The following is a 26253-nucleotide window of genomic DNA, read 5'->3' as shown; positions in this document are numbered from 1 at the left end:
GGCTCGTTCCACAATATCTGAATCGGTGCGAAAGGAAACAGATTGATACCCGCGCTTTGCACAAAGCTTCATCCCTTCAATTAAAGCAAGAAATTCCGCTTCCTGATTTGTATGCATTCCGATTGGAATAGAGAAAAACTCTGCTTGTCCTTCATGTTTGATAAAAATGCCGATGCCGGATGGCCCGGGATTACCGGCGCTTGCACCGTCTACATATATTTCTGTAGGCATTATGAACTCCTCTCATCATTCGGTACCATTCTTTTTGCTGCATAAGCATAAGGCAGTGAAATCAAAGATACCGCAAACTTAATTAAATATGTGGAAATAAAAATATGAAGCCAAATTCCTGCCGGATAAATGCCGAAAAAAGCGACACCAGTAAATATCAATGTATCAAACAGCTGGCTGACTGCTGTACTGCCGCCATTTCTGAGCCATAAAAGCCGATCAGAAGGAAATATCCTTCTAATTGACGAATATACATAAACATCCAGCGTTTGGCTGAAGATAAAGGCAAGCAGACTTCCTAACGCGACTCGCGGAAGGAATCCGAAAATCGTTTCCAGCGCTGTTTGCGATATGTCGCTGGAAGCCGGTTCGAAAAGCAACACGCCCTGCATGACAAATGTCAGCGTCAGGAGCGTTGAGAATCCGAGCCATACCGCTTTTCTGGCTTCCGCCGGACCGTATTTCTCATTCAGCACATCTGTCGCAAAAAAGATTGTGCCGTACATCACATTCCCGAGCGTTGCTGTTAAGCCAAACAGTTCGACTGTTTTGACGACTTGAAGGTTGGCACAAACTGTCGCAAAACCAATCCAAACAAACAGTCCCATTTTGCCAAATCCTTTATAAAATAAAAGAACAATGATAAAATGAATGATCGCAAAAATGATCCAAAATGAATTGTTAAACAAAATGAAAAAGCTTCCTTTCCGGGATAAGATTGGTTTGATTATAGCACATGCCCGGCAACTAATGAATGGTAAGGTGATCATAATGAAGCTCAGACCGCATATGAAGATAGAAGCGAAAGGGACGGGATCCGTCTCATTTTTAGGCGAAGACTGGCTGACTGCTCAGCAGGCACGTATGCTCGCCAGAGAACTAGGCCGTTTTCCATATATGAAAGAGCTCGAGTTCGAAGACGAGAAAGGCGGCAGCTGGACGCTGAAGGAATTGGAAAAGCTGACAGAGGAGCTTGCTCAAGAGCCTGATGACATTACTGTTTATTTTGACGGCAGTTTCGATAAGGAAAGCGAACTGGCTGGACTCGGAATCGTCATTTATTATTCATTGGGAGGAAGCCGGCATCGCTTGAGAAAAAATAAAAGCTTCCGGCTGAAAACCAATAATGAAGCTGAATACGCGGCGCTTTATGAAGCAATAAGAGAAGTAAGAGAGATTGGGGCTAGCAGAAATTCAATTACAATCAAAGGGGACTCGCTTGTTGTGCTGAATCAGCTTGACGGCAGCTGGCCTTGCTATGATCCGTCTCATAATGAATGGCTGGACAAAATAGAAGCACTCCTTGAATCGCTGAAGCTCACTCCAACTTACGAAACCATACAGCGGAAAGACAACCAGGAAGCTGACGGCCTCGCTAAAAAAATTCTATCCCATCAATTCGTAGAAAGCCATACGAAATTAGACCGTAACGGAGATGACGATATTGGATAAGAAAATGATCTTTAAAGAACTGACAGAACTGCAAGATGAATATTGCAAGGACTGTTTTATTAAGAAACAGTTTCGTAAAGATTTTGGCAAAACTTATGCACATTCATTTTGTATTAATAAATGTACAGTAGGTGAAAAGCTGAAAGCATACGGCGATGTCTTAACCAATCACTAAAGAATAAAAACCGCAGAAGCTGCGGTTTTTATTCTTTGAATTCATCCAGCTGATGCTGGCTATCATCCAGCAGCTGCTGTTGCTGCTCTACAAATTCAGGATCATCGAGAGCTGCCAGTTCTTCAGATTGTGATAGTTCTCTTGCATCCTCAATGGCTTGGTATGCGGAATCGACTAATGTTTTACTTTGGCCTCTCGTCGCAGCTCCTGTCGTTTTCTGAGCAGTTTCCACCGCTAGTTCCAGCTGCCGCTTATCCGTAAAGCCAGTTTGCTCCTCTTCATGAAATTCTGATGTCATAAAAAACACCTCCGCAATTATTTTGCAGAGGTTTTTTGAAATTTATGTACCAAAATAGAAAATAAAATGAAAAATAAGCCGATATAACTATTGAACCAGAATAAATAGGACTGTTTTACTATTTGAGGTATCTTGGCAGAGAAGGGGAACGAAGCTATGGATGATAAAGACTTGAGGTCGATCCTTCACAAAACATTTATAGAAATATACAGTGATTTAGAAGAACTCGCGGATATCGCGAAAAAAGGGAAGCCGTCAATGGAAAAACATGTCGAAGAGATTGAACAGAGGTGCAAACAAAATATTTTGGCCATTGAAATTCAGATGAAAATCAAATAGGAGAGGCATTTGCCTCTCCTCTATTTGTCATCATGTATTGAGTTTAGAGTTTTACAACATTAGAAGCTTGAGGTCCACGATTACCTTCGACAATTTCAAAAGAAACTTCTTGTCCTTCTTCTAATGATTTGTATCCGTCTCCTTCGATAGCTGTGAAGTGAACAAATACATCGTCTCCGCCTTCAACTTCAATGAAGCCGAATCCTTTTTCGTTGTTGAACCATTTTACTTTACCGTTTTGCATATTGCTTAATTCCTCCTAGTACTGTAGCACCCGTGTGCTAAAAAAAATTTTGTCACCATTTAACTTTGATTCATTGTTAAATGATGGTTCAACTATACACCATCTGGGAGCACCCGTCAAGTTCCGAAACTGCTTATTTTTAAAAAGAAGGGAAAGTTTCACAAAAAAATGTAACCGCTCTTATAAATAGGTGAATAAAATAAAAGAGCACGCGATTTTTGCGTGCTCTTTATGAACATCATTACGATAGCGCTTTGGCTCTTTGTTTAGCTGTCATCATCATTTCTGATTCCTTCAGGATATCCTCTAAAATCACTTCAGAGGAGTTTGCTAAATGAAGGTCCTTAATGTTTTTCTTCATGCGCTGTAAGGTATCTTCATCTGCGAGAAGGGAAGTGACTGACTCGAGAATCTCTTCGTGACGGTTCACGACGATGGCAGCTCCGCGATCTTCAAAGTAGTTCGCATTTTCTTTTTCCTGGCCGGGTACGGGTTTGTACAGAATGACAGGCACACCGATGGCAGTTGCTTCTGTCAAAGTAATACCGCCAGGTTTTGTAATCATGCAATCTGTGATCCGGAACAGCTCATCAATGCGCTCCACATAACCAAGAACTTTTAATTTGTCACCGTTTTCTGCTTCAAGCGTACTTAAAGATTCTTTTAAAGCCGTATTTTTCCCGCACACGACAACCACTTGCACATGGTCATCTTTGACAAGGTTTTCGCACAGCTCTTTTACGTTTTTTAATACACCGTGTGCGCCTGCCATGATCAGAAGCACTTTTTTGTTTGGTGAAAGATTGTACTTTTGATATAACGGCTCCGCCGGCAGAGATTCTTCAAATTGCGGTCTGATTGGAATTCCGGTGATTTTTACGTTGCTTGGATGAGTGCCGATCTCCAGCAGTTTTTCCTTCACATAATCTGTCGCCACATAATATTTATCCACGTTTTCGTGAACCCAAATTTTATGAAGGCAAAAATCAGTCATAACGTTGAAGGTAGGAATGACTCTTCCGGTTCGGCGTCTGTATTCCGGCACGACGATCATCGGAAATGTATTAATAATAATATCGGGCTGATGTTCATTGACAAGTTCGCCCAATCGTTTATTTCCCATTTTAAAGTAAATATTAAATTTACGTTTATTATAGATTTTGTCAACTCCGTAATAAAACAAACGATAAAACTGTTTCCCGATTGAGAAGCTTTTTAAATAAAGGTACTGAGTTACCTCTGAAACAATCGGATTTGACTCTTGGTACAAATTAGAAACTGTTACATGCTGAAAGCCGAGCCGTACACATTGCTCATAAAGCGTTTTGGCTACCTGCACATGTCCATTTCCGTAATTTGCAGTCAAAATTAATACTCTTTTATTGGTATTCAAGTAAATTCACCTCAATGTAATCAACAACAAGCAAGCTTCATGCATCGTAAGGAGTTATTGTCTATACATAAACATAACACAAATACATAATTGAATTATTAATGCAGTGAAAAAATTAAGCTAATTTTAAAAGATTTGATTCCAGTATTTTAATTTTTTGTTATACGCAGACTGAATCAGATGTATTTTATCATATTTTTTGCTCAGCGTATCACTAAAAAAGAAAATTAGTCCCATTCATAAGGAGTTTCTTGGTAAACGTAATAATTCAGCCAGTTCATAAACAATAGCGTCGCATGCGCTTTCCAGCGATTCACTGGCTCTTTGCTGTCTACTGCGAAATAATGTTTAGGCGCCGCGACAGTAGAAAGATTTCGTTCCAGATCTCTTTCATATTCTTGAAGAAGCGTATTTGTATCATATTCAGGGTGCCCTGTTAAAAAGACTTGTTTTTCGTCTTTTGACACAATTAAGCAAACTCCGGCTTCCTTTGATGCAGTAAGAATATTTAACTCAGGCACTGCTTGAAGCTGTTCCATATTTATATCTGTATGCCGGGAATGCGGCACGTAGTATAGCTCGTCAAAACCTCTTACCAATCTTTCATGTTTTGAAAGTACTGTATGTTCGAACACACCGAAGATTTTTTTCGGCATTTCAATTTTTTCCACACCATAATGGTAATATAAACCTGCTTGGGCGCCCCAGCATATATGCAAGGTTGAAGTGACATTCGTTTTGCTCCACTCCATGATCTCTTTGAGCTCTTCCCAATATGAAACATCTTCAAACGCCAAATGCTCGATCGGCGCACCGGTGATAATCATGCCGTCAAACTTCTTGTGACGGATATTGGAAAAAGTCGTATAAAATTCGTCAAGATGTTCTCTTGCAGTATTTTTCGGCGTGTGTGTGCTTGGGATTAAGAATGTAAAATGAACCTGTAAAGGCGAATTTCCAAGCAATCTGAGAAGTTGTGTCTCTGTTTGGATTTTTTTCGGCATCAAATTCAATATGATAATTTTTTGCGGCCGGATATCCTGGTGAAATGCTCTGCTTTCATCCATTACAAATATATGTTCACTCTCAAGCACCTGTTTTGCCGGCAGGTGTGTTGGTATATTAATAGGCAACGTGCCACCTCCATTATTTCCCCGTTTAATTTTCTTCATTATAGGAATTTTCACGCCAATTTTCAATCTATCTATTAGTGTTTGAGGGGGAAACAACAGAAAACTCTTTAAATAAAACGCATAGATACGCCTTTTGGTTTCACTGGAAAATGCTTTTTCGATGATTTATCCCAGAAGGGAACTGTCATGTTTTATAGAATGGTTAAGATAACAAAAGAAGCACGCATGTGTATATAACATTATTTTGAACACCAGCCACTCCTTTGCAATAACAGCCGGCATATCAGGTTTATTTGACTCTGCTCTTATAAGTTCTAATAAAAGGTGTTTATTTTGAATTGAGATATAAAAACGGTAAAATAATCAGCAGCAGTGACATAGGAGGGACTTACATGTCTATATATCATATGAAGGTACGTACAATAACAGGAAAAGAGATGACACTTCAGCCTTTTGCCGGAAAGGTATTGATGATCGTGAATACAGCGAGCAAATGCGGCTTTTCGCCGCAACTGAAACAGCTTCAGGAGTTATATGATACATATCGGCAGGAGGGACTGGAGATCTTAGGGTTCCCCTGCAATCAATTTATGAGCCAGGAGCCTGGTGATGAGGCAGATATACAAGAATTTTGCGAAACAAATTACGGTGTTACGTTTTCTATGTTTTCAAAAGTAGAAGTAAACGGAAAAAACGCCCACCCGCTGTTTGTGTATTTGACAGAGCATGCGAAAGGGATGCTGGGAACTAAGGCAATCAAGTGGAATTTCACGAAGTTTATAGTGGACAGAAACGGAGAAATCATTGGCCGCTATTCTCCGAATACAAATCCGAAAGAGCTGGAAGACGTTATCGTGAAGCTGTTAGGGCAATAAAGAGGGTGTTTTTGTGAAGGAATTGAAGCGGACAGGGCAAATCAGGGCATGGGTCCAGTCTGTGCTGACCGGCGAAAGCTCTGGACACGATTGGCATCATGTATCAAGAGTTGCAGATATTGCTTTATATATTGGAGAAAAGGAAAATGCGGATTTGTTCATAGTTGAAATCACGGCTTTGGTTCATGATTTAATTGATGTCAAGATGCCTGACACGTTTAGGTTTTCAGTGAGCGAAGTATATGATCAGCTCGTTTTTTTCGGAGTTGAAAAAGAGGATGCTGACAGAGTGATTCATATCATCACAAGAATGTCCTTTCGGGATAGGGATAAGCTGGCGAAAGAGCCGCATTCAATTGAGGCAAAAGCCGTACAGGATGCTGACAGGCTTGATGCCATCGGTGCTGTAGGGATTGCCAGAGCTTTTATGTTTGCGGGCGCAAAAGGGCACAGCCTTTATGGAAATGATCAAAGTGCCTACGCTCATTTTTTCCATAAGCTGCTCCGGCTGAAAGATATGATGAATACAGACACCGCACGGAAACTGGCAGAAGAAAGACATGATTTTATGCTTCAGTTTGTCCGCCAATTAGAAAAAGACGTACCCGGGATTGATGCCGAAACGTCGTAATAGAAGGCTTGGAACGACTATGATAGAATAAGTCACAGATATGTTATAGGAGGACGATCATGAAGATAAAATCAATTGAACCTACGCCAAGTCCCAATACAATGAAGGTCATCTTAACGGAAGAGCTTCCGGCGGGCAAAAGCAATAACTATAAACCGGATCAAGCAGAAGGCGCACCGCCTGTTATAGCAGAAATCCTTAAAATAGAAGGCGTTAAAGGCGTATATCATGTCGCTGATTTTCTCGCTGTTGAACGGAACGCGAGATACGATTGGAAAGACATCTTACCGCAAGTCCGCTCTGCATTTGGGATGGAAAGTGCTGAAAATACAGAGGGAAACCGCTCTGACCAAGAGTCTTTTGGAGAAGTAAAAGTTTTTGTGCAGATGTTCAGTGGCATTCCTATGCAGGTTAAATTAACTGATGGGGAGCGGGAAGAGCGCTTCGGGTTACCGGAACGCTTTCAGCAGGCGATCTTAAAACTCAGATCTGAAGCTTCAAATGTTGTGTTTGAGCGGACCTGGAAAGAACAAGGCGTCAGATTCGGTGATTTTAATGAAATCGGTCATGACGTGACAGAAGAGCTTCAGGCCGCTTACAGTGATGAACGGCTGAAACGGCTGACAGAAGCAGCCGTTCAAGGAAAAGGCGAAGCAAAACAAGCTGTACAGCGCAAAGCGTATAAAGTAACGCTTGACATGCTGGATGATGAGGACTGGAAAAAGCGTTATGCGCATTTGGAGCAGATGGATCCGAAAGAGGAGGATATCCCGGTTTTACAGAAGGCATTGGATGATCCCAAGGTGTCTATCAGAAGACAGGCTGTCGTATATTTAGGAATGATTGAAACATCCGATGTTCTTCCTTTATTATACAAAGCACTTGAGGACAAAGTTGTCTCAGTCAGAAGAACGGCAGGAGACTGCCTGTCAGATATCGGCGACTCTCAAGCCATTCCTGCTATGATCAAGTCGTTAAGCGACTCCAGCAAGCTTGTCCGCTGGCGTGCGGCTATGTTCCTGTACGAAGTCGGCGATGAAAGTGCCATTGAAGCTTTACGCACTGCCGAAGATGATCCCGAATTTGAGGTCAGCCTTCAAGTGAAAATGGCGCTTGAACGTATTGAGCATGGAGAAGAAGCAAAAGGTTCTGTTTGGAAACAAATGACAGAGAGTAGAAAAAAGGGCGAATAAAAGAATGAAAAAGGTGCAGATCCTGCATCTTTTTTTTGTGAATTCACTTTTTATAAAAATTATTTCGAATATTGTTGAAAAATATCCGAAAACTATTTATAGTAAGTAACAATATTAATAGTTGGAGGGTTTACATCGACAGAAAGCTATATAAATATAAAAACATGAAGGAAACAATCAAGGCAAGGGCGGCCTGAACGTCATCTGTTTGCAAAAACAGCCCGAAAATAAACTGAAAATTGTTAAAATAAAATCCAGTCTAACAATTGAAAGTATTTAGGAGGATCACCATGGCAGAATTACGCAGTAACATGATCACACAAGGAATCGATAGAGCTCCGCACCGCAGTTTGCTCCGTGCAGCAGGTGTAAAAGAAGAGGATTTTGGCAAACCGTTTATTGCGGTTTGTAATTCATACATTGATATCGTTCCCGGTCATGTTCACTTGCAGGAGTTTGGGAAAATCGTAAAAGAAGCAATCAGAGAAGCTGGGGGCGTACCGTTTGAGTTTAATACAATCGGAGTAGATGACGGCATCGCGATGGGGCATATCGGCATGAGGTATTCGCTGCCGAGCCGTGAAATTATCGCAGACTCTGTGGAAACGGTCGTATCCGCGCACTGGTTTGACGGTATGGTCTGTATTCCGAACTGTGACAAAATCACGCCGGGAATGCTTATGGCGGCAATGCGCATCAACATTCCAACCATTTTTGTCAGCGGGGGGCCGATGGCGGCAGGAAGAACAAGTGACGGAAAAAAAATCTCTCTTTCCTCAGTTTTCGAAGGAGTAGGCGCTTTCCAAGCCGGAAAAATCAACGAAAACGAACTTCAAGAATTAGAGCAGTTCGGATGCCCGACGTGCGGATCTTGCTCAGGCATGTTTACGGCGAACTCAATGAACTGCCTGTCCGAAGCACTCGGCCTTGCTTTGCCGGGTAACGGAACCATTCTTGCGACAGCACCGGAACGCAAAGAGTTTGTCAGAAAATCAGCTGCTCAATTAATGGAAACGATTCGCAAAGATATCAAACCGCGTGATATCGTCACAGAAAAAGCGATTGATAACGCGTTTGCGCTCGATATGGCGCTCGGCGGTTCAACAAACACCGTTCTTCATACGCTTGCCCTTGCAAACGAAGCTGGTGTTGAATACTCTTTAGAACGCATTAACGAAGTTGCTGAGCGCGTGCCGCACTTGTCCAAACTGGCGCCTGCATCAGATGTGTATATTGAAGATCTTCATGAAGCCGGCGGTGTGTCTGCGGCGTTGAATGAGCTTTCCAAGAAAGAAGGGGCGCTTCATTTAGACGCACTGACCGTTACAGGAAAAACACTCGGAGAAACCATTGCCGGACATGAAGTAAAGGATTATGACGTCATCCATCCGCTGGATCGACCATTCACTGAAAAGGGCGGTCTTGCTGTTTTATTCGGCAATCTGGCTCCGGATGGCGCTATCATTAAAACGGGCGGCGTACAGAACGGAATTACGAGACACGAAGGGCCGGCTGTCGTATTTGATTCTCAGGATGAGGCGCTTGACGGCATTATCAACCGGAAAGTAAAAGAAGGCGACGTGGTCATTATCCGTTACGAAGGGCCAAAAGGTGGACCTGGTATGCCGGAAATGCTTGCTCCTACATCCCAAATCGTTGGAATGGGACTCGGACCAAAAGTGGCATTGCTTACGGACGGACGTTTTTCCGGAGCATCTCGTGGCCTCTCAATCGGCCACGTATCACCAGAGGCGGCAGAGGGAGGACCGCTTGCCTTTGTGGAAAACGGAGACCATGTCATCGTTGATATTGAAAAACGCATCTTGGATGTTCAAGTGCCTGAGGAAGAATGGGAAAAACGGAAAGCGAACTGGAAAGGTTTTGAGCCGAAGGTGAAAACCGGCTACTTGGCCCGTTATTCCAAACTTGTGACAAGCGCCAATACTGGCGGTATCATGAAAATCTAGACAGCAGGGAATCCTTTCTCTTATTTTAAGGCGTGAACATTTGAAATCCGGCCCTCTCTATAGTATCCTTTACTTCAGATGAAGGATAATAGAGGGGGCTTTTTTTATGTCAATGGCTTATGAAGAATACATGCGCCAGCTTGTCGTACCGATGCGCCGCGAGCTGACTGGAGCAGGTTTTGAAGAATTAACAACAGCGGAAGAAGTAGAAAACTTTATGGAAAAGGCAGAGGGCACAACTCTTGTTGTCGTTAACTCTGTATGTGGCTGCGCGGCTGGCCTTGCGCGTCCTGCGGCAACACAAGCAGTCCTCCAGCATGACAAAACACCTGACAATACAGTGACTGTATTTGCGGGACAAGATAAAGAAGCTACTGTAAAAATGCGTGAGTATTTTACTGGACAGGAGCCTTCTTCACCGTCAATGGCTCTTTTGAAAGGCAAGGAAGTCGTCCATTTTATTCCGCGTCATGAAATTGAAGGTCATGATATGGAAGAGATCATGAAAAATTTGACGGCTGCCTTCGATGCAAACTGCTAAATGCCCGATTTCCGGGCATTTTCTTTTTTTAGGGAGTACAGAAGATGATAACAACAAGCTATAGACCGACTGAAGATACCGTAAAAACCGCAAAGCTGCTTTCTAAAGAGCTTGATATGCCATACTGCAGCCGAAATAAACAGACGGTTGAAAACCTGCTGAAGTCAGCTGCGCGTGATTTGCTTGTGGTCGGCAAAGAACGGTACGAATTGTATACGAAACAAGGTGCCAAATTCTTTTTTCATCCGAATACAGCGATGTTCAGAGCTAAACGCTTTTTACGGGGTGAGCGAGAGCCGATGCTTCGGGCAGCTGGCTTATCGGAAGGGGATACGTTTTTAGATTGCACACTCGGGCTGGGTTCGGATTCCATTATCGCAAGTATGGCAGTAGGCGAAACGGGTTCTGTGATTGGGATTGAAAAAAACCATCTTGTTTCCGTTCTGGTGAGGATGGGACTGCAATCATGGGAAACGGATATAGAAGAGCTTCAAGCCGCGATGAGTAAAATCCAAGTAAAGAATGGAGATTGCTATGAATACATCAAGCAGCTTCCTGACAACTCTTTTGATGTGATATATTTCGATCCAATGTTTCATGAGCCTGTAGAGACGTCTGACGGCATCGCGCCTTTACGGAACTTTGCGGAGGATTCAGCTTTGGATGAAGGGTGTATCAAAGAAGCGGTGCGCGCTGCCAGAAAAAGCGTTGTACTGAAAGACCACTGGAAAAGCCCGCGATTTGAACAGTTTGGTTTTAACGTCATCAAAAGAAAAACAGCGCTGTTCCATTATGGTGTCATTCAAGCCGCAAGTAAAACAAGCCCGTGACGAATCACGGGCTTTCTGTTAATCGGTGACTTCCATGACGACAAAGTATAACAATGTTAAGAGTGAAACTGTGGCAAACAGAGCGTCAATCATGTGGAAAGCCTCCTTTCACAGAATATTGTAAGCGTTTTTACACAAACCGCAAAGTTACGAATCTCCTAATTTGCATATCAGTTTCATATCGTACATGACTTGCATGTTTCGGGTGTGCTAAAATAAGAGAAACATAACAAAAAATAGAGAGGAATAAGCAATCATGAAAATGTGGATGAGAAAGACCCTTGTGGTTTTATTTACCATCGTAACATTCGGGCTCGTATCTCCTCCGGCTGCTCTTATGGCGGACAAGCCCTCCGGACAGCCGAGCAGTCTTGAGCAGAATGATTACACCGCTTTTTATGATGAGCATGACCTGTACGATGATGAGTCGGAAGGCAGGCGAGATCCTGAACTGCTTTTTCAAACGTACAAGGAACAGCTCCTTGACAGCGCTGAGGATCAGTCCTTTGTGAAATTCGGCAGCAAAATCGCTGCGGTCATTGAGGATGACTATCGGAAAGAGATCATGCCGAAAATCGAAAATGTGATTAGTGATTATTTGGCGACATTGCAAGAGGATGAGGCGTATCAAGATGTTGTGATCTCAAGCATGCCTTCAGCGGGCCAAACGGAAAAAATTTTCAACGTTTACAATCGGACGACTGGAAAAGATCTCATCAGATTCCATGTGCGCAGAGACCACCCGCCTCATGACGGCTACTGGTTTAATTTTCATTATCATACAGCAGAAGATGGGTTTCAATCACATCATGAGCTTGGAAGCATATACTGGGACCGCAACACGCCTCCCAACTGGATGAGTGCGTAAAGGAGATGCCATTAGACATGAAAAAGTACACAATGAATGAAATGGTCGATATAACAAAAGTTATGCTGAACAAACGGGGCGTTATGATCGAAGATATTGCGCGGATTGTTCAAAAACTTCAGGAAAAATACAATCCAAATTTGCCACTTAGTGTATGTATGGAGAATGTAGAAAAAGTGCTGAACAAACGTGAAATTATTCATGCTGTTTTAACTGGCCTTGCGCTTGATCAGCTCGCTGAGCAGAAACTTCTTCCGGAACCGCTGCAGCACCTTATTGAAACGGATGAACCGCTTTACGGCATTGATGAAATTATCCCTCTTTCAATCGTTAATGTATACGGGTCGATCGGCCTGACCAACTTCGGTTATTTGGATAAAGAGAAGATTGGAATCATTAAAGAACTTGATGAAAGCCCGGACGGTATTCATACCTTTTTGGATGATATTGTGGCAGCACTTGCAGCAGCCGCTGCGAGCAGAATTGCCCATACGCATCAGGATCTGCAAGATGAAGAAAAAGAACAGGATGAAAAGCCTGTCGTCAGATGACTAATAAAAAAATCATTTCTGGGTTCAGAAATGATTTTTTATTGTGTTACACTACTAGAAGACTACTTTTAAAGGATGGAAAAGATGAAACAGTACAAGGATTTATGCAGACATGTGTTAGAGCATGGCGAAAAAAAGGGAGACCGGACAGGGACCGGTACAGTCAGCACCTTCGGATATCAAATGAGATTTAATTTACAGGAAGGTTTTCCGATGCTGACAACAAAAAAACTCCACTTTAAATCGATTGCGCATGAGTTGCTTTGGTTTTTAAAAGGGGATACCAATGTACGCTATTTGCAGGAAAACGGAGTGCGGATCTGGAATGAGTGGGCTGATGAAAACGGTGAACTCGGACCTGTATACGGTTCCCAATGGCGTTCTTGGCGGGGAGCTGACGGAGAAACCGTTGATCAAATTTCCCGTCTTATTGAAGATATTAAGACAAATCCGAATTCTAGACGCTTAATCGTCAGCGCCTGGAATGTCGGTGAAATTGATAAAATGGCATTGCCGCCGTGCCATTGCCTGTTCCAATTCTACGTGTCTGACGGCAAGCTGTCCTGCCAGCTGTATCAGCGCTCTGCTGATGTTTTCCTTGGTGTTCCGTTTAATATTGGTTCTTATGCCCTGTTAACTATGATGATTGCTCATGTGACTGGGCTTGAACCGGGAGAGTTTATTCATACATTTGGCGATGTCCATATTTATCAGAACCATATTGAACAGATCAATTTGCAGCTGACAAGGGATGTTCGCCCGCTTCCGAAGCTTCGTTTCGCCAGAGAGGTTGATTCTATTTTCAACTTTGCGTTTGAGGACTTTATCATCGAGGATTATGATCCGCATCCTCATATTAAAGGAGCGGTCAGTGTATGATTTCGTTCATTTTTGCGATGGATGCCAACAGGCTGATAGGCAAAGACAATGATTTGCCGTGGCATTTGCCCAATGACCTTGCATACTTTAAAAAAGTAACCTCTGGCCATTCCATCATTATGGGCCGGAAAACCTTTGAATCGATTGGACGTCCGCTTCCAAATCGGAAAAATATTGTCGTCACATCAGCGCCGGCTTCAGAATTTCCGGGATGTACGGTTGTCAGTTCGTTAAAGGATGTGCTGGACATTTGTTCAGGCTCTGACGAATGCTTTGTGATCGGAGGGGCTCAGCTCTATACAGCGCTGTTTCCTTATGCGGACAGACTGTATATGACGAAAATTCATCATAAGTTTGAGGGTGACCGTCACTTCCCCGAATTTGATGAAACCAATTGGAAGCTGGTTTCTTCTGAGCGGGGGATCAAGGACGAAAAAAACCCGTACGATTACGAATTTCTGATGTATGAAAAAAAGAATTCTTCTGAAGCGGGAGGATTTTAATTGGTTCGCTACAGCTTGCTAGTAATTTATATTGTGTATATGCTGTTAAAAAATATGAAACAATTATTTAATCAAAGGATGCTTGACCCCCGTTTGTCATACAAAAAACAGATGACTCTTGTCTACGAGCAGCCAAAGGCGTTTTTGGAAGGCTGTGTCGGCATCACCGGTTCAATTGTGACGATCCATCAGCCTGAGCCAATACCGCACGGTCCTGTTTTGTATGTGCATCCCCGTTTGCGTTTGGCTGAATTGGCCTTAATTGCTGGGTATATTGAGGAACCGGCCGGCTTTATTGCCAATCCAAAAGGATTTCGCTTTCCTTTAATCGGGCAATGGCTAGATCGGATGGATGTGATTTCAGACGGCGACTCAGAAAAGGTATATGAAGATGTAACGAAACAGCTGGAAAAAGGACAAAGCCTGATTCTTTCATTAGATGGTTCTATAGATCCTATTGAACTTGCGGCCTGCTATCATCTTCCATTGGTGATGGTGGAAACGAAAGGAACAGATGACCTGCAAAAGGGATCGTTTTTTAAACGCTTAAAACCAGCAGACATTGAATTGTCATTTTCAAAAGCTTATATACCAGCAAATGAAGAACAATTACGTGCATAAAAAGCGCAGTCCTAAAGACTGCGCTTTTCTGTTACGAAATAAACGGCACCTTCACACAATAAAACAGTACACAGAAAAACATCGCAGCGCTTCCGCCTAATACAAAGCTGTGCCAAATGGCGTGATGGAAGGGGATCTTTTTCCAAATGTAAAAGATGGTTCCGACCGAGTATAAAATGCCGCCGAGAAAAAGGAGGCTGAATCCCGCTCCGCTCAGCGAAGCGTATAAAGGTTTTACCGCGATAATCATCAGCCATCCCATAATCAAATACACGAAGGTTGACAATAGGATAAAGCGTTTTACGAAGAAAATTTTAAAAACGATTCCGCCTAATGCAAGAGACCATACGATAACCAGCAGGGTGAAGCCAAGTGTGCCTTTCAGCGGCCCCAGCAAAAAAGGCGTATAGGTTCCGGCGATCAGTACGTAAATGGCGCTATGATCAATAATCTCCAAAATATCCTTCGTCTTTTTATGTGTAATGCTGTGAAGCAGTGTGGAGCTTAAATATAACAGCAACATAGAAACGCCGAATATTGTAAAACTGACAATGTCCCATGCGGACCCGTATTGAGCCGCAAATAGGATCAGAAACACTAATGCTGGTATGGATAAGAGCACACCGATGCCGTGTGTAATTGCATTGGCGATTTCTTCTTTGATTGTAAACATGGACATTCTCCTTTCGATCGCTAGATCATTTGATTTTTCAATGTTTCCAGAAAGCTCAAACCCTCTAAAGTGATTTTAGTGCCGGCGCGCCCGCGGCTTTTTGTGACATAATCTTTTTTCTCCAAATAATCGAGGCGGCTTCTGACCTGCTGCGGAGATAAAGAGGTTTGAGTGTTTTTGCTGTGTTCTGAAATGATCCGTCTGCTGGCTGGTTCTCCTTTTTCGTTTAACACTCTTATTGTTTCCAAAATAAACAAAAACTCGGCTTTTTCCATTAAAGTCAGCAGCTTCGCTTTTTTCTTTAATGCTTTTCCGTCTATTGCTCCCCTCATGTATGACGGCACGTCATAAGGATAAATCGTTTCTCCGCTAGACACCGCAGCCATATAATCTGCGACATTTTTTAATTCCCTGATATTGCCTTCGAATGTGTGCTGTTCAAGCATCGGGAAGACTGAGGGATCGATTAACAATTGTCGGCCTGAGTTTGAGAGAAAGTACTGTGCCAAAAGAGGTATATCGCTTTTTCGTTCAGATAATTCTGGGAGCGTGAGTGTTAATATATTCAGCCTGTAAAATAAGTCTTGCCTGAATGCGTGTTCAGTGTATCCGTCTGTGGCAGCACAGATCATACGCGGTAGCTCGGTGTGTGAATCAAGCGTTCTTAGCAGCTGAGCTTGTACAGCAGCAGGCATGCGCCACACTTCACCAAGAAAAAGGGTTCCTTGTGCTGTTTTTTGAAACGCGCCTGAGTTACCGTCTTGGCCAAAAAGCTCAAGCATAAGGCTTTCTTCTGAATGGATGCTGCAATTGACGCTAATAAAAGGTTCTCTGCTTCTCGAGGACTCCTGATGTATCGCTTGTGCGAAATGATCTTTTCCTGTTCCGATTTTTCCTGTTATGAGGACAGGAAGTTCAGATGATGAGAACTGCTTAGCGATTCGTTTTGCTTCCAGGAATGTTTGATGTTCTCCGATCAGATTATGAAACGTGTTGAGTGTTGGTGCGCTATTCATCTATTGGCTCCTTTTGGTTCTAATTGGTTTTATTATATCACGCCTTTCGCCTCAAAACACCTTTTATTTGTAATGGTCTTTTTTTAGGTCTTCAGAATGCTGACGACGGAGATGCATCAGGGGATATGGCGACTGCGGGTCTGTATTTTTTAAATATTAAATTAAAATAATTGTCTTATTTTTTGAATATTCGTGTTATAATGGCATATTAAATAGGGATTTAAAACAAGAAAGGAATCTGTACATGAAACCGTTGCTTAAAGAAAACTCTCTCATCCAAGTAAAAGACATTTTGAAGGCTCATCAAAACGTGAAGGATGTTGTGATTCACACACCTTTGCAAAGGAATGAAAGACTTTCTGAGAGATATGAATGCAATATCTATTTGAAGCGTGAAGACTTGCAAGTTGTCAGATCTTTTAAGCTCAGAGGGGCTTATCATAAAATGAAACAGCTTTCCAGCGAGCAAACTGAAAACGGAATTGTATGTGCCAGTGCCGGAAACCACGCTCAAGGTGTGGCGTTCTCATGTAAACATCTTGGCATTCACGGGAAAATTTTTATGCCGTCTACAACACCGAGACAAAAAGTCTCTCAAGTTGAACTGTTCGGAAAAGGGTTTATCGATATTATTTTGATAGGTGATACGTTTGACGATGCGTATAAAAGCGCGGTTGAATGCTGTGAGGCGGAATCACGAACGTTTATTCATCCGTTTGATGATCCGGATGTGATGGCCGGGCAAGGGACGCTAGCCGTCGAGGTATTAAATGATATTGACACAGAACCGCATTTTCTTTTTGCAAGTGTCGGAGGAGGCGGCCTTCTCTCAGGGGTAGGCACTTATTTGAAAAATGTATCTCCTGAAACAAAGGTCATTGCTGTTGAGCCGGAAGGGGCGGCATCCTATTTTGAATCAAACAAAGCCGGGCATGTCGTCACGCTGGATAAAATTGATAAATTTGTAGATGGAGCGGCTGTTAAAAAAATTGGGGAGGAAACGTTCCAGACACTGCAATCAGTCGTGGATGACATTCTCCTTGTTCCTGAAGGGAAAGTATGTACAGCCATTCTTGAATTATATAACGAATGTGCGATTGTTGCTGAACCGGCTGGTGCTCTATCTGTCGCAGCGCTTGATTTGTACAAGAATGAAATAAAAGGCAAAAATGTGGTTTGCGTAGTCAGCGGAGGCAATAATGATATCGGAAGGATGCAGGAAATGAAGGAGCGATCCTTGATTTTTGAAGGACTTCAGCATTATTTTATCGTCAATTTTCCGCAAAGAGCGGGGGCGCTCCGTGAATTTCTTGACGAAGTACTTGGGCCGAATGATGACATTACAAGGTTTGAGTATACGAAGAAAAACAATAAAAGCAACGGACCTGCTCTTGTCGGCATCGAGCTGCAGGACAAGGCTGACTATGGGCCGCTGATTGAACGAATGAACAAAAAACCGTTTCATTATGTAGAAGTGAATAAGGATGAAGACTTGTTCCATTTGCTGATCTAAATTTTTCGCACAACCGCGTAAAATGACAGACAGTCCGGCTAGCATTGTATATAATAGAAGAAAAACGAAAAAGAGGATTGATAGCTTGTTACTCAAAAGCCTAGAGTTCAAACGCAGTGACGGGATTCAGGTGAAAGTGACAGAAATACCTGTATTAAAGGAAGATGAGCACTATTTCTTTATGTTACATCACCATTTGCAGTTCTACTTAAAAGAAGTGTTTTCATCAAACAGCAGGGCAAAAGTGTATTCTTTCCGACATTATATGAAGCGCCGGATGAAATGGGCAGATTATCAGGCTGTTTTTCATCAAGAGGTGTTAAAGTACAACGCGTAATATGCCGTTTTTACCTGTGTGTCTCCCTTTGTAACCGTTGAGTGGGAGGCATGCAGGATTTTTTTTTGCCGGTACCGAATATAAATATAAAATAGAGGATATAGCAGGCAAGAACGGTTTTAGAATGCGCTTTTACCGGCTGGAAAGGGTGAATGTCATGAAGGTGATCAAGGGTTTAGCGGCAGGGCTGTTTTTTCTGCTTTTGTGTGCCTGCGGAGGACAACAAATTAAAGATCCGCTCAATTATGAGGTGGAGCCTTTTACATTTCAAAACCAAGACGGCAAAAATGTTTCATTAAAGAGTTTAAAAGGAGAAGTATGGCTGGCGGATTTTATTTTTACGAATTGCGAGACTGTATGTCCGCCGATGACTGCTCATATGACCGATTTGCAAAAAAAACTAAAAGCCGAGAATATAGATGTCCGGATCGTATCCTTTAGTGTTGACCCGGAAAACGATAAGCCAAAACAGCTGAAGAAATTTGCGGCGAATTATCCGCTATCTTTTGATAACTGGGATTTCCTCACGGGATACAGCCAGCGTGACATTGAGGCGTTCGCGCTTAAGAGCTTCAAAGCGATTGTGAAGAAACCGGAGGGAAAAGACCAAGTCATTCATCAATCTTCATTTTATTTGGTGAGTCCGGACGGTAAGGTGCTGAAAGATTACAATGGAGTGGAAAATACACCGTACGATGATATTATCGCAGATGTGAAATCAGCCAGTACACTCAAGTAAACTAGGGGACTAGGCATTTGCAAATCTTCTAAAACATGATACACTTTCCACTAGTAGAATGGGAAGGAGCAACAAGATTGAAGCTGCGCATTTTTTCACTCATGGCCAGTTTGATTTTGCTTCTTGCTGCTTGTACGAGCATACGTACAGCATCTGAGGGGAAACAAAAAGATCATGAACCGAAAACGAAAGAGCACATTGTCATTGCGGCTGTCGGAGATTCGCTGACAGAAGGTGTCGGAGATCCCGCCGGTAAGGGATATGTCGGCATGGTTGCGGATTCTATCCGGTCAGATAAACAAGTCAAAACGGTAGACGTAAAAAATTATGCCGTGAAAGGGAACCGTTCTGATGATTTATTAGAGAAATTAAAAGATAAAAAGGTTCAAAAAGGCATAAAGGACGCTGATTATGTCTTTTTTACAATTGGCGGCAACGATTTGATGAAAGTCCTTCGGCAAAACTTTCTGCAATTAACAATGGAACCATTTCAGGAAGCGGAAAAACCGTATGAAAAGCGTTTTAAAAAAATCATTTCTGAAATTCGGGAACTGAATGATCACGCTGAGCTGATTTATGTCAGCATGTATAATCCGTTTACATTTACGTTATCTGAATTAAATGAAATAAACGGTGTTGTTACTGATTGGAACCAAGTAGCTGAAAAAGAGCTGAAAAAAGATAAGTTTGCGAAAATCATTTATATTGAAGATTTATTCAATCAAAAAAGCGACAGCAGCAGAATTTCTGAGGATGATGATTTTCATCCTAATGGTACGGGTTATTCCCTTATCGCGAAGCGCGTCTATCAAGCCATTGAAAAAGAAGGATTACCGAAAGAGTAGGGTGACATCATGAATAAGTGGAAACGACTGTTTTTTATATTGCTTGCCATCAATCTGATTCTTGCCGCTGGGTTTGTGACACTAGTCATGCTGCCGGGAAAGCAAGCTCAGGTGAAGGATTCATCTGAGAGCGAGTATGGATTTCAAGTGACAAGCACAAAAGAATCATTAGCTGCGTTTGTCAACTCATATTTAAAAGACAAAGCATCCAACCAGCTTGATTATAAAGTAGAGATCGATGATGATGTTCATGTCGTCGGGGAAATCAAGGCTTTTTCCACGACCATTGATGCGCTTATCGCTTTTGAACCGACCGTGAAAAAAAATGGCGATGTGGAGCTGAATGTAACGAAATTTTCGTTAGGGAAATTGAGTATACCGATTAGCTTTGTGTTAAATTATATGGACAGTTTTTACGAATTGCCGTCATTTGTCCACGTCCATCCCGGCGATAAAAGCATTGAGGTGCGTCTTTCAGAAATGCCTTTAACGAATGGAATGTATGTCAGAGCGGATAAAATAAATTTAGAAAAAGATGAAATTGAGTTTTCCTATTACCATCCTAAACAATAGAGGTGACTGAAAATGAAACGGATTTACCAGTATTTCAGTTTATTATCCTTTACATTTTCCCTGTATTTCGGCTGGCTTGCTTATCATCATCTGGCCGCTGAAGATATGGACCAAATGTATTTGAACATTTCCTATTGTGCCTTGTTCTTAAGTGTGATGGTGCTAACATTCGGTATGAGAGACCGAAAAAAAACCGATAAGTCATGAAAAAAGAGACATGAAACAACGTCTCTTTTTTCGTGTGATCCGGTGAAAATTTAAGATCACAAGGAGAAAAAATGAAAGCATACGATTTTACACAGGGGAACGTGCTGAAACAGCTTGTGCTGTTTTCAATGCCGATTATGCTCGGAAACGCATTGCAGGTTTCCTTTCAATTGATAGACAGTTTGTGGATCGGCAATTTACTGGGGGCGAAGGCCCTTGGGGCAGCCGCGGTATCAAGCACGATTGTTTTAACCGTGCTGTCTTTTATTTTGGGCCTTAACAATGCGACATTAACTATTTTGTCACAGCAAAAGGGTAAAGATGATGAAAAAGGAATGGCGTCGTATATAAACGCTTTTGTCGTTTTATTAACAGGCCTAAGCGTCGGATTCGGCGCGGCCGGTTTTTTTCTGTCAGAGCTTTTGCTTCGTCTTCTGAAAACGCCGGAGTCGATGATACCGCTTGCTGAGACCTATTTACAAATTCAATTTATTGGAATTTTATTTTTGTTTGGTTATAACTTTATCAGTACGGTGCTTCGGGCGCTCGGTGACAGCAAGACACCTCTCCGGTTTATTGCGTTTGCAGTTGTGCTGAATACAGTGTTGGCGCCGTTCTTTATTTCTGTGCTGCACATGGGAATAGCGGGAGCAGCTTATTCGACAATTTTGTCACAGGGCATTGCGTTTCTGTACGGGTTGTTTTACGTCATCAGACACAAGCTTGTACCGTTCTCTATTCCGCGAGTTCCCAAGTGGGAAGAGTCCGCGCTGGTTTTGAAACTTGGGATTCCAGCCGGTCTGCAGATGATGGTGATTACAGGCGGAATGATGGCGATTATGAGTGTTGTCAACTCCTACGGGGAGCATGTGGTGTCAGGCTTCGGCGCGGTGCAGCGGCTCGACAGCATCATCACGCTTCCCGCTATGGCTGCCGGTACGGCGGTCAACAGTATGGCAGGGCAAAATATCGGAATCGGAAACGATAAAAGAGTGGGAACAATTGCGAGGCTAGGTGTTATAGTTGTTATTTCTTGCATGCTGATGATTGCCGTTATCATTTGGGTATTTGGCAAATACCTTATGAGACTATTTATCAGCGAGCCTGATGCGGTTGCGTTTGGCGAACAATATTTGCGTTGGATCGCGTTTTTCTACCCTTTTATCGGGATTAATTTCGTGCTGAACGGAATCGTCAGGGCTGCGGGAGCGATGCTGCAGGTGCTGGTTTTAAATTTGATATCGTTTTGGGTTTTGAGATATCCTTTCACGGCTCTATTTTCAGCATGGTTTGGCCAGAAAGGAATCGGGCTCGGAATCGGAATGAGTTTTTTATTAAGCAGCTGTGCGGCGTTTTTGTATTACAGATACGGAAGATGGAAAACAATGAAACTGTTCGCTGAAAAATAAGTGAAGGGCTGCAAAAAGCACATACCCATGTATAGCGGTATGTGCTTTTTTTCATCGTTTTTTATCAAGTTTGCTGAAAAGCTCGATTAATGAGGCCAGTTCGGCATCAGTGTAGCAGTCAAAGCGTTTAAAGAAATATTCCGTTTTTTTCTCGTTAAAATGCTGAAGGACTTTTTCGCCCGCTTCGGTGATATGAATGCGGATGATGCGCCTGTCTTCCTTCGATCTGATTCTTGTAATCCATTCCTTTTCCACCAGCGCATCAGTCACAGCTGTAATGTGGCTTGCTGATACCTCTAAAATAGGTGCAAATTCGGTGACTTTTTTAGGCCCTTGTTCACTGAGGATCCGCAGAATGGTGAATTCATTCCGTGACAGCTCTTTATCAAGAATTTCATTGATTTCGTTGCGTATTTGTTTAAAGACTTTACGGAGTAAATTTTCCATATCGTACATCATCTGTGTTCTTACTTTCAAATTTGTGAACCTCCATTACGTAAGCATATTGCTTAAAACCTATAGATTTTATGAAAAGCAGAATCATTTTCATTCTATTATTACATGCTATAATATAATAATACCACGTATTAACAAAGGAGGCACCAGTATGTCTGAAAAAAAAGAAATCGCCACATTTGCAGGAGGCTGTTTTTGGTGTATGGTCAAACCTTTTGACGAACAGCCGGGAATTGAAAAAGTGGTGTCCGGGTATACAGGCGGCCATACTGAAAACCCTACGTATGAAGAGGTGTGCAGTGAAACGACAGGACATCGTGAAGCCGTTCAAATCACGTTTCATCCTGATGTGTATCCTTATGAAAAGCTGCTTGAATTGTTTTGGCAGCAAATCGACCCGACAGATGCCGGCGGCCAGTTTGCAGATCGCGGCAGCTCCTACCGTGCAGCCATTTTTTATCATAATGATAAACAAAAGGAGCTTGCGGAAGCTTCCAAGCAGCGTCTGGCGGAAAGCGGCATCTTTAAAGATCCGATTGTAACGGACATTTTAAAAGCTGAGCCTTTCTATGAAGCGGAGGGCTACCATCAGCATTTTTATAAAAAGAATCCAGGACATTACCAGCGCTACCGGGCGGGGTCTGGACGAGCCGGATTTATCAGCGAGCATTGGGGGGCGAAATAATGGGGCACAATAAAGAAGAAAAAATCAAGTCACTAAACCGCATGCAATATGAAGTGACGCAAAATAACGGCACGGAGCCGCCTTTTCAAAATGAATATTGGGATCATCAGGAAGAAGGGCTGTATGTAGACATTGTGTCAGGCAAGCCATTGTTTACATCCAAGGATAAATTTGACTCCCACTGCGGCTGGCCAAGCTTCACAAAGCCGATTGAAGAAGCAGAAGTGGAAGAAAAACGAGACACGAGCCACGGCATGATTCGCACAGAAGTGAGAAGCCGTACTGCCGATTCTCATCTTGGTCATGTATTTAATGACGGACCGGAGCCAAGCGGGCTTCGTTACTGCATAAACTCAGCGGCAATGCGGTTTGTGCCGAAGGATAAGCTGAAAGAAGAAGGATACGAAAGCTATCTGCATCTTTTTGATAAATAAACACAAAAAACAGGCCTGCCTAATGGATAGACAGGCTTGTTTTTATGCCTTTTTTTCTTGGTGTAATTTCTCAATAATCTGGGCAATTCTGTCTTTTGTGATGAGTGGGGCTTGATCTGATTGATATCCAGACAGATGGACTTTGCGAAAATCAGGATGTTTTTCAGGTTCTGGAAGAATCGCATAAAGATTGCCCCATTCATACAGAGAATCAATTTCATGAGGGGATGTTAATTCTTCGTGAAGCTTTTCACCTGAACGCTTGCCGACTTCTACCGCAGACGGCTGCGGGAGCCCGTGCTGCGATGCATATTCTTCAAATCCATGGATCAGTTCTTCAAGTTTCAGTGATTCCATTTTAAAAATAAAAGTTTCTCCGCCTTTTGTAATAGCAGCTGATTGCAATGTCAGTGTAGCCGCATCGTCTATTGACATGAAAAATCTGGTCATGTTTTTGTCAGTGATGGTTAGCGGTTCACCCTCCATCATCTGTTCAAATAAAATTGGAATGACCGAACCCCTTGAGCCGAGAACATTTCCGAAGCGGACTGAACAAAACACGGTTCCTCTGTTTTGAACGTGGCGGTTTGCTTGATGAAACAGCTTTTCAGATAACAGCTTGGTGGCACCCATTGTGTTCACAGGAGATACAGCTTTATCGGTACTGATATTAATGACATGCTGGACCCGGTGTAATAGGGCGGCCTCCACCACATTCTGTCCGCCGATGAGATTGGTCTGAATCGCTTCAAATGGATGGTCTTCACATGTCGGAACCTGTTTCAGCGCAGCTGCGTGGAAGACGATATCCACGCCTTTCATCACCTGATTCACCCTTCTGTGATCCCGCACATCTCCGAGCACAAATGAAAGCCGCTTATCCTCCGCATACTTTTGACTCATGACATACTGTTTACTGTCGTCTTTGCTGAATACAATCACCTGTTTCGGTGTTAGCAGCAAAAGGCGTTTGACAATTTGACTCCCGATTGAACCTGTTCCGCCAGTGACTAAAACTGTTTTGTTATGGAAAAACGGTTCTAGTTCTGCTGTTTGCTGTTTAGGCATGGCTTATCCTCCAACTCTCGTTTCTCTACCATGCATCATATGTTCAACTTTGTAATCGAGTTAATGAAAGCAACCAATAAAACAAAATTTAGGGGAATGATCATGTCACAAAGTGTTCTTTTTTAATAGAAAATGGAAAAATAGACGTAACAGACAAAATATAAAACTACATAAACAATGTACTAAATATTCATTTTGGTTTATTTCGCACCATAAAAGTAAATTTGACGGAGTCATTTCACGTACTTTTTAGGGAAAAGTGATTTATGAGTCAGAAATACTATAAAAAAAGGTTCGTTTTCCTCTCTATTAAATGACTGTATATATTTTACAATAAGGAGTGATAGTGATTAAAAGGAGGAGACCAAATGAAGGTTTCAAAAACAATGCTGCTAAGCACTGCTGCGGGTTTATTGCTTAGCCTGACAACTAACTCGGTGTCGGCTCATCATGTAAAAGCGGAACATCATTTTAAAGTGACGGCGCAAACGGAGACAGATCCTGTCGCTTCTGGCGATGACGCAGCAGATGACCCGGCCATTTGGGTTTATGAAAAGCATCCGGAAAAAAGCAAGTTGATCACGACAAATAAGAAGTCAGGACTAGTCGTGTATGATTTAAACGGCAAACAGCTCCAATCTTACGAGTTTGGCAAGCTCAATAATGTCGATCTGCGTTATCAATTTCCATTGAACGGAGAAAAAATTGATATTGCTGCCGCCTCAAACCGTTCTAAAGGAAAAAATACAATCGAAGTATATGAATTTGACGGGGATAAAGGAAAGTTGAAAAGCATTACAGACCCAAACCATCCGATTTCAGCTGATATTTCTGAGGTATATGGCTTCAGCCTGTATCACAGCCAGAAAACAGGAGCATTTTACGCATTAGTGACAGGCAAACAAGGAGAATTTGAGCAGTATGAAATTGTTGACAATGGAAAGGGTTATATAACAGGGAAAAAAGTGCGTGAATTTAAATTGAATTCTCAGACTGAAGGCCTTGTTGCGGATGATGAGTACGGGAACCTGTATATAGCAGAGGAAAACGAAGCCATCTGGAAATTTAATGCTGAGCCAGACGGAGGATCAAAGGGGCAGGTTGTCGACCATGCGACAGGAGAACGTTTGACAGCTGATATTGAAGGACTGACGATCTATTATGCGCCAGACGGCAAAGGATATCTCATGGCCTCAAGTCAAGGAAATAACAGCTATGCAATGTATGAACGGCAGGGAAGCAATCGCTATGTTGCCAACTTTGACATTGCAGATGGCGAAAAGATAGACGGTACTAGTGATACGGACGGTATTGATGTTCTCGGTTTCGGACTTGGCCCAAAATATCCGTACGGGATTTTTGTCGCGCAAGACGGTGAAAATATTGACAATGGACAAGCCGTCAATCAAAATTTCAAAATTGTGTCGTGGAAACAGATAGCACAGCATCTAGGCGAAAAGCCTGACCTTCATAAACAGGTGAATCCGAGGAAGATGAGGGACCGTTCTGACGGCTAAAAAAAGCAGCTCATTCAGCTGCTTTTTTCTGTGAATGAAAAAATCGTTCATAACAAT

At 42.5% G+C, this 26253-nt stretch carries 35 protein-coding genes; 24 read left to right on the top strand and 11 right to left on the bottom strand.

Annotated elements, in window-relative coordinates; translation table 11 throughout:
• Nucleotides 1–231, bottom strand: a 231-nt coding sequence (locus tag V6D41_RS21085; protein WP_333519529.1) for an RNase H family protein, incomplete at its 3' end; no start/stop codon positions are given.
• Entirely contained in the window at nucleotides 231–920 is a 690-nt protein-coding gene (locus tag V6D41_RS21080; RefSeq protein WP_333519528.1) for a queuosine precursor transporter, read from the bottom strand. The genes V6D41_RS21085 and V6D41_RS21080, both read right to left, overlap by 1 nt.
• A gap of 82 nt (nucleotides 921–1002) precedes the next feature.
• Between V6D41_RS21080 and V6D41_RS21075 the strand changes: the two genes are divergently transcribed.
• Complete coding sequence (locus V6D41_RS21075) at nucleotides 1003–1683, top strand: ribonuclease H family protein (RefSeq protein WP_333516523.1); 681 nt, start codon at nucleotides 1003–1005, stop codon at nucleotides 1681–1683.
• The gene (locus V6D41_RS21070; protein WP_087990478.1) at nucleotides 1676–1858 is read left to right on the top strand and encodes a zinc-finger domain-containing protein; all 183 of its coding nucleotides are present in this window, start codon (nucleotides 1676–1678) and stop codon (nucleotides 1856–1858) included. The genes V6D41_RS21075 and V6D41_RS21070 overlap by 8 nt, the downstream gene beginning before the upstream one ends.
• A 28-nt stretch (nucleotides 1859–1886) precedes the next feature.
• Here V6D41_RS21070 and V6D41_RS21065 read toward each other — a convergent pair whose 3' ends face one another.
• Nucleotides 1887–2156: a DUF2564 family protein gene (locus V6D41_RS21065; protein WP_087990477.1), complete on the bottom strand. Its 270-nt coding sequence runs from the start codon at nucleotides 2154–2156 to the stop codon at nucleotides 1887–1889.
• A 156-nt stretch (nucleotides 2157–2312) separates the two neighbouring features.
• On the opposite strand from V6D41_RS21065, the gene degR reads away from it, so the two are divergent.
• Nucleotides 2313–2495: a transcriptional regulator DegR gene (degR, locus tag V6D41_RS21060; protein WP_010327956.1), complete on the top strand. Its 183-nt coding sequence runs from the start codon at nucleotides 2313–2315 to the stop codon at nucleotides 2493–2495.
• Between the two features lie 43 nt (nucleotides 2496–2538).
• On the opposite strand, the gene cspD is transcribed toward degR, so the two are convergent.
• From cspD to metA, 4 genes are all read right to left on the bottom strand, one after another.
• Nucleotides 2539–2739 carry a cold-shock protein CspD gene (gene cspD, locus V6D41_RS21055; RefSeq protein ID WP_003230776.1) on the bottom strand — a complete coding sequence of 67 codons (201 nt, stop codon included), beginning with the start codon at nucleotides 2737–2739 and terminating at the stop codon, nucleotides 2539–2541.
• 15 nt (nucleotides 2740–2754) lie between these two features.
• Entirely contained in the window at nucleotides 2755–2901 is a 147-nt protein-coding gene (locus V6D41_RS21050; protein WP_148961533.1) for a hypothetical protein, read from the bottom strand.
• A gap of 79 nt (nucleotides 2902–2980) precedes the next feature.
• The gene (locus tag V6D41_RS21045; RefSeq protein ID WP_148961534.1) at nucleotides 2981–4132 is read right to left on the bottom strand and encodes a diglucosyl diacylglycerol synthase; all 1152 of its coding nucleotides are present in this window, start codon (nucleotides 4130–4132) and stop codon (nucleotides 2981–2983) included.
• Between the two features lie 227 nt (nucleotides 4133–4359).
• Nucleotides 4360–5265, bottom strand: coding sequence for a homoserine O-acetyltransferase MetA (gene metA / locus V6D41_RS21040; protein ID WP_333519527.1), 906 nt, complete (start codon nucleotides 5263–5265; stop codon nucleotides 4360–4362).
• Between the two features lie 392 nt (nucleotides 5266–5657).
• Between metA and V6D41_RS21035 the strand changes: the two genes are divergently transcribed.
• The 11 genes from V6D41_RS21035 (at nucleotide 5658) to V6D41_RS20985 (ending at nucleotide 14724) form a co-directional block, all read left to right on the top strand.
• Nucleotides 5658–6140, top strand: coding sequence for a glutathione peroxidase (locus V6D41_RS21035; protein WP_333519526.1), 483 nt, complete (start codon nucleotides 5658–5660; stop codon nucleotides 6138–6140).
• A gap of 13 nt (nucleotides 6141–6153) precedes the next feature.
• Nucleotides 6154–6771: an HD domain-containing protein gene (locus V6D41_RS21030; RefSeq protein ID WP_333519525.1), complete on the top strand. Its 618-nt coding sequence runs from the start codon at nucleotides 6154–6156 to the stop codon at nucleotides 6769–6771.
• 59 nt (nucleotides 6772–6830) lie between these two features.
• Nucleotides 6831–7964: a conserved virulence factor C family protein gene (locus tag V6D41_RS21025; protein ID WP_333519524.1), complete on the top strand. Its 1134-nt coding sequence runs from the start codon at nucleotides 6831–6833 to the stop codon at nucleotides 7962–7964.
• A 290-nt stretch (nucleotides 7965–8254) separates the two neighbouring features.
• On the top strand, nucleotides 8255–9931 hold the full coding sequence (ilvD, locus tag V6D41_RS21020) for a dihydroxy-acid dehydratase (RefSeq protein WP_333519523.1): 1677 nt from the start codon (nucleotides 8255–8257) through the stop codon (nucleotides 9929–9931).
• A 106-nt stretch (nucleotides 9932–10037) separates the two neighbouring features.
• Nucleotides 10038–10472, top strand: coding sequence for a bacilliredoxin BrxA (gene brxA / locus V6D41_RS21015; RefSeq protein ID WP_333519522.1), 435 nt, complete (start codon nucleotides 10038–10040; stop codon nucleotides 10470–10472).
• A 44-nt stretch (nucleotides 10473–10516) separates the two neighbouring features.
• Nucleotides 10517–11302, top strand: a complete 786-nt coding sequence (locus V6D41_RS21010) for a class I SAM-dependent methyltransferase (protein WP_333519521.1) — start codon at nucleotides 10517–10519, stop codon at nucleotides 11300–11302.
• Between the two features lie 256 nt (nucleotides 11303–11558).
• A complete protein-coding gene (locus V6D41_RS21005) occupies nucleotides 11559–12170 on the top strand; it encodes a YpjP family protein (protein WP_333519520.1) in 612 nt (203 codons plus the stop codon).
• Between the two features lie 17 nt (nucleotides 12171–12187).
• The gene (locus V6D41_RS21000; protein WP_333519519.1) at nucleotides 12188–12721 is read left to right on the top strand and encodes a phosphatidylglycerophosphatase A family protein; all 534 of its coding nucleotides are present in this window, start codon (nucleotides 12188–12190) and stop codon (nucleotides 12719–12721) included.
• 84 nt (nucleotides 12722–12805) lie between these two features.
• Nucleotides 12806–13600 carry a thymidylate synthase gene (locus tag V6D41_RS20995; protein WP_148961543.1) on the top strand — a complete coding sequence of 265 codons (795 nt, stop codon included), beginning with the start codon at nucleotides 12806–12808 and terminating at the stop codon, nucleotides 13598–13600.
• Nucleotides 13597–14103 carry a dihydrofolate reductase DfrA gene (gene dfrA, locus V6D41_RS20990; protein ID WP_148961544.1) on the top strand — a complete coding sequence of 169 codons (507 nt, stop codon included), beginning with the start codon at nucleotides 13597–13599 and terminating at the stop codon, nucleotides 14101–14103. Before V6D41_RS20995 ends, dfrA begins: the two co-directional genes overlap by 4 nt.
• The gene (locus V6D41_RS20985; protein WP_333519518.1) at nucleotides 14104–14724 is read left to right on the top strand and encodes a 1-acyl-sn-glycerol-3-phosphate acyltransferase; all 621 of its coding nucleotides are present in this window, start codon (nucleotides 14104–14106) and stop codon (nucleotides 14722–14724) included.
• Nucleotides 14725–14755: 31 nt separating this feature from the next.
• On the opposite strand, the gene trhA is transcribed toward V6D41_RS20985, so the two are convergent.
• Both trhA and V6D41_RS20975 read right to left on the bottom strand, forming a co-directional pair.
• Nucleotides 14756–15397, bottom strand: a complete 642-nt coding sequence (gene trhA / locus V6D41_RS20980; RefSeq protein ID WP_333519517.1) for a PAQR family membrane homeostasis protein TrhA — start codon at nucleotides 15395–15397, stop codon at nucleotides 14756–14758.
• Between the two features lie 20 nt (nucleotides 15398–15417).
• Nucleotides 15418–16413 carry a sigma 54-interacting transcriptional regulator gene (locus V6D41_RS20975; RefSeq protein WP_333519516.1) on the bottom strand — a complete coding sequence of 332 codons (996 nt, stop codon included), beginning with the start codon at nucleotides 16411–16413 and terminating at the stop codon, nucleotides 15418–15420.
• Between the two features lie 244 nt (nucleotides 16414–16657).
• Here V6D41_RS20975 and ilvA point away from each other — a divergent pair, with 244 nt between their 5' ends.
• The 7 genes from ilvA (at nucleotide 16658) to V6D41_RS20940 (ending at nucleotide 22036) form a co-directional block, all read left to right on the top strand.
• Nucleotides 16658–17926: a threonine ammonia-lyase IlvA gene (gene ilvA / locus V6D41_RS20970; protein WP_333519515.1), complete on the top strand. Its 1269-nt coding sequence runs from the start codon at nucleotides 16658–16660 to the stop codon at nucleotides 17924–17926.
• A gap of 85 nt (nucleotides 17927–18011) precedes the next feature.
• Nucleotides 18012–18263: a DUF2535 family protein gene (locus tag V6D41_RS20965; RefSeq protein ID WP_087990460.1), complete on the top strand. Its 252-nt coding sequence runs from the start codon at nucleotides 18012–18014 to the stop codon at nucleotides 18261–18263.
• A gap of 157 nt (nucleotides 18264–18420) precedes the next feature.
• Nucleotides 18421–19002, top strand: a complete 582-nt coding sequence (locus V6D41_RS20960) for an SCO family protein (protein ID WP_148961549.1) — start codon at nucleotides 18421–18423, stop codon at nucleotides 19000–19002.
• Between the two features lie 77 nt (nucleotides 19003–19079).
• The gene (locus V6D41_RS20955; protein WP_253268389.1) at nucleotides 19080–19847 is read left to right on the top strand and encodes an SGNH/GDSL hydrolase family protein; all 768 of its coding nucleotides are present in this window, start codon (nucleotides 19080–19082) and stop codon (nucleotides 19845–19847) included.
• 9 nt (nucleotides 19848–19856) lie between these two features.
• Nucleotides 19857–20420, top strand: coding sequence for a YpmS family protein (locus tag V6D41_RS20950; protein WP_333519514.1), 564 nt, complete (start codon nucleotides 19857–19859; stop codon nucleotides 20418–20420).
• 12 nt (nucleotides 20421–20432) lie between these two features.
• Nucleotides 20433–20627 (top strand): protein YpmT, encoded by a 195-nt coding sequence (gene ypmT / locus V6D41_RS20945; protein ID WP_087990457.1) that lies wholly within the window; start codon nucleotides 20433–20435, stop codon nucleotides 20625–20627.
• A 71-nt stretch (nucleotides 20628–20698) separates the two neighbouring features.
• The gene (locus V6D41_RS20940; RefSeq protein ID WP_333519513.1) at nucleotides 20699–22036 is read left to right on the top strand and encodes an MATE family efflux transporter; all 1338 of its coding nucleotides are present in this window, start codon (nucleotides 20699–20701) and stop codon (nucleotides 22034–22036) included.
• A gap of 51 nt (nucleotides 22037–22087) precedes the next feature.
• On the opposite strand, the gene V6D41_RS20935 is transcribed toward V6D41_RS20940, so the two are convergent.
• A complete protein-coding gene (locus tag V6D41_RS20935) occupies nucleotides 22088–22513 on the bottom strand; it encodes a MarR family transcriptional regulator (RefSeq protein ID WP_039074221.1) in 426 nt (141 codons plus the stop codon).
• 130 nt (nucleotides 22514–22643) lie between these two features.
• Between V6D41_RS20935 and msrA the strand changes: the two genes are divergently transcribed.
• Nucleotides 22644–23177, top strand: coding sequence for a peptide-methionine (S)-S-oxide reductase MsrA (gene msrA / locus V6D41_RS20930; protein ID WP_333519512.1), 534 nt, complete (start codon nucleotides 22644–22646; stop codon nucleotides 23175–23177).
• A complete protein-coding gene (gene msrB, locus V6D41_RS20925; protein WP_333519511.1) occupies nucleotides 23177–23611 on the top strand; it encodes a peptide-methionine (R)-S-oxide reductase MsrB in 435 nt (144 codons plus the stop codon). The genes msrA and msrB overlap by 1 nt, the downstream gene beginning before the upstream one ends.
• Before the next feature lie 42 nt (nucleotides 23612–23653).
• Here msrB and V6D41_RS20920 read toward each other — a convergent pair whose 3' ends face one another.
• Nucleotides 23654–24679 carry a nucleoside-diphosphate sugar epimerase/dehydratase gene (locus V6D41_RS20920; RefSeq protein ID WP_333519510.1) on the bottom strand — a complete coding sequence of 342 codons (1026 nt, stop codon included), beginning with the start codon at nucleotides 24677–24679 and terminating at the stop codon, nucleotides 23654–23656.
• A gap of 368 nt (nucleotides 24680–25047) precedes the next feature.
• Here V6D41_RS20920 and V6D41_RS20915 point away from each other — a divergent pair, with 368 nt between their 5' ends.
• Complete coding sequence (locus V6D41_RS20915) at nucleotides 25048–26196, top strand: phytase (protein WP_333519509.1); 1149 nt, start codon at nucleotides 25048–25050, stop codon at nucleotides 26194–26196.
• Nucleotides 26197–26253: the final 57 nt, after the last annotated feature.

It is taken from the genome of Bacillus sp. 0102A (assembly GCF_036765155.1).
Classification (GTDB): domain Bacteria; phylum Bacillota; class Bacilli; order Bacillales; family Bacillaceae; genus Bacillus; species Bacillus subtilis_G.
Note: the sequence above shows the minus strand (reverse complement) of the source record. Positions and strands in the feature narration are given on the sequence as shown.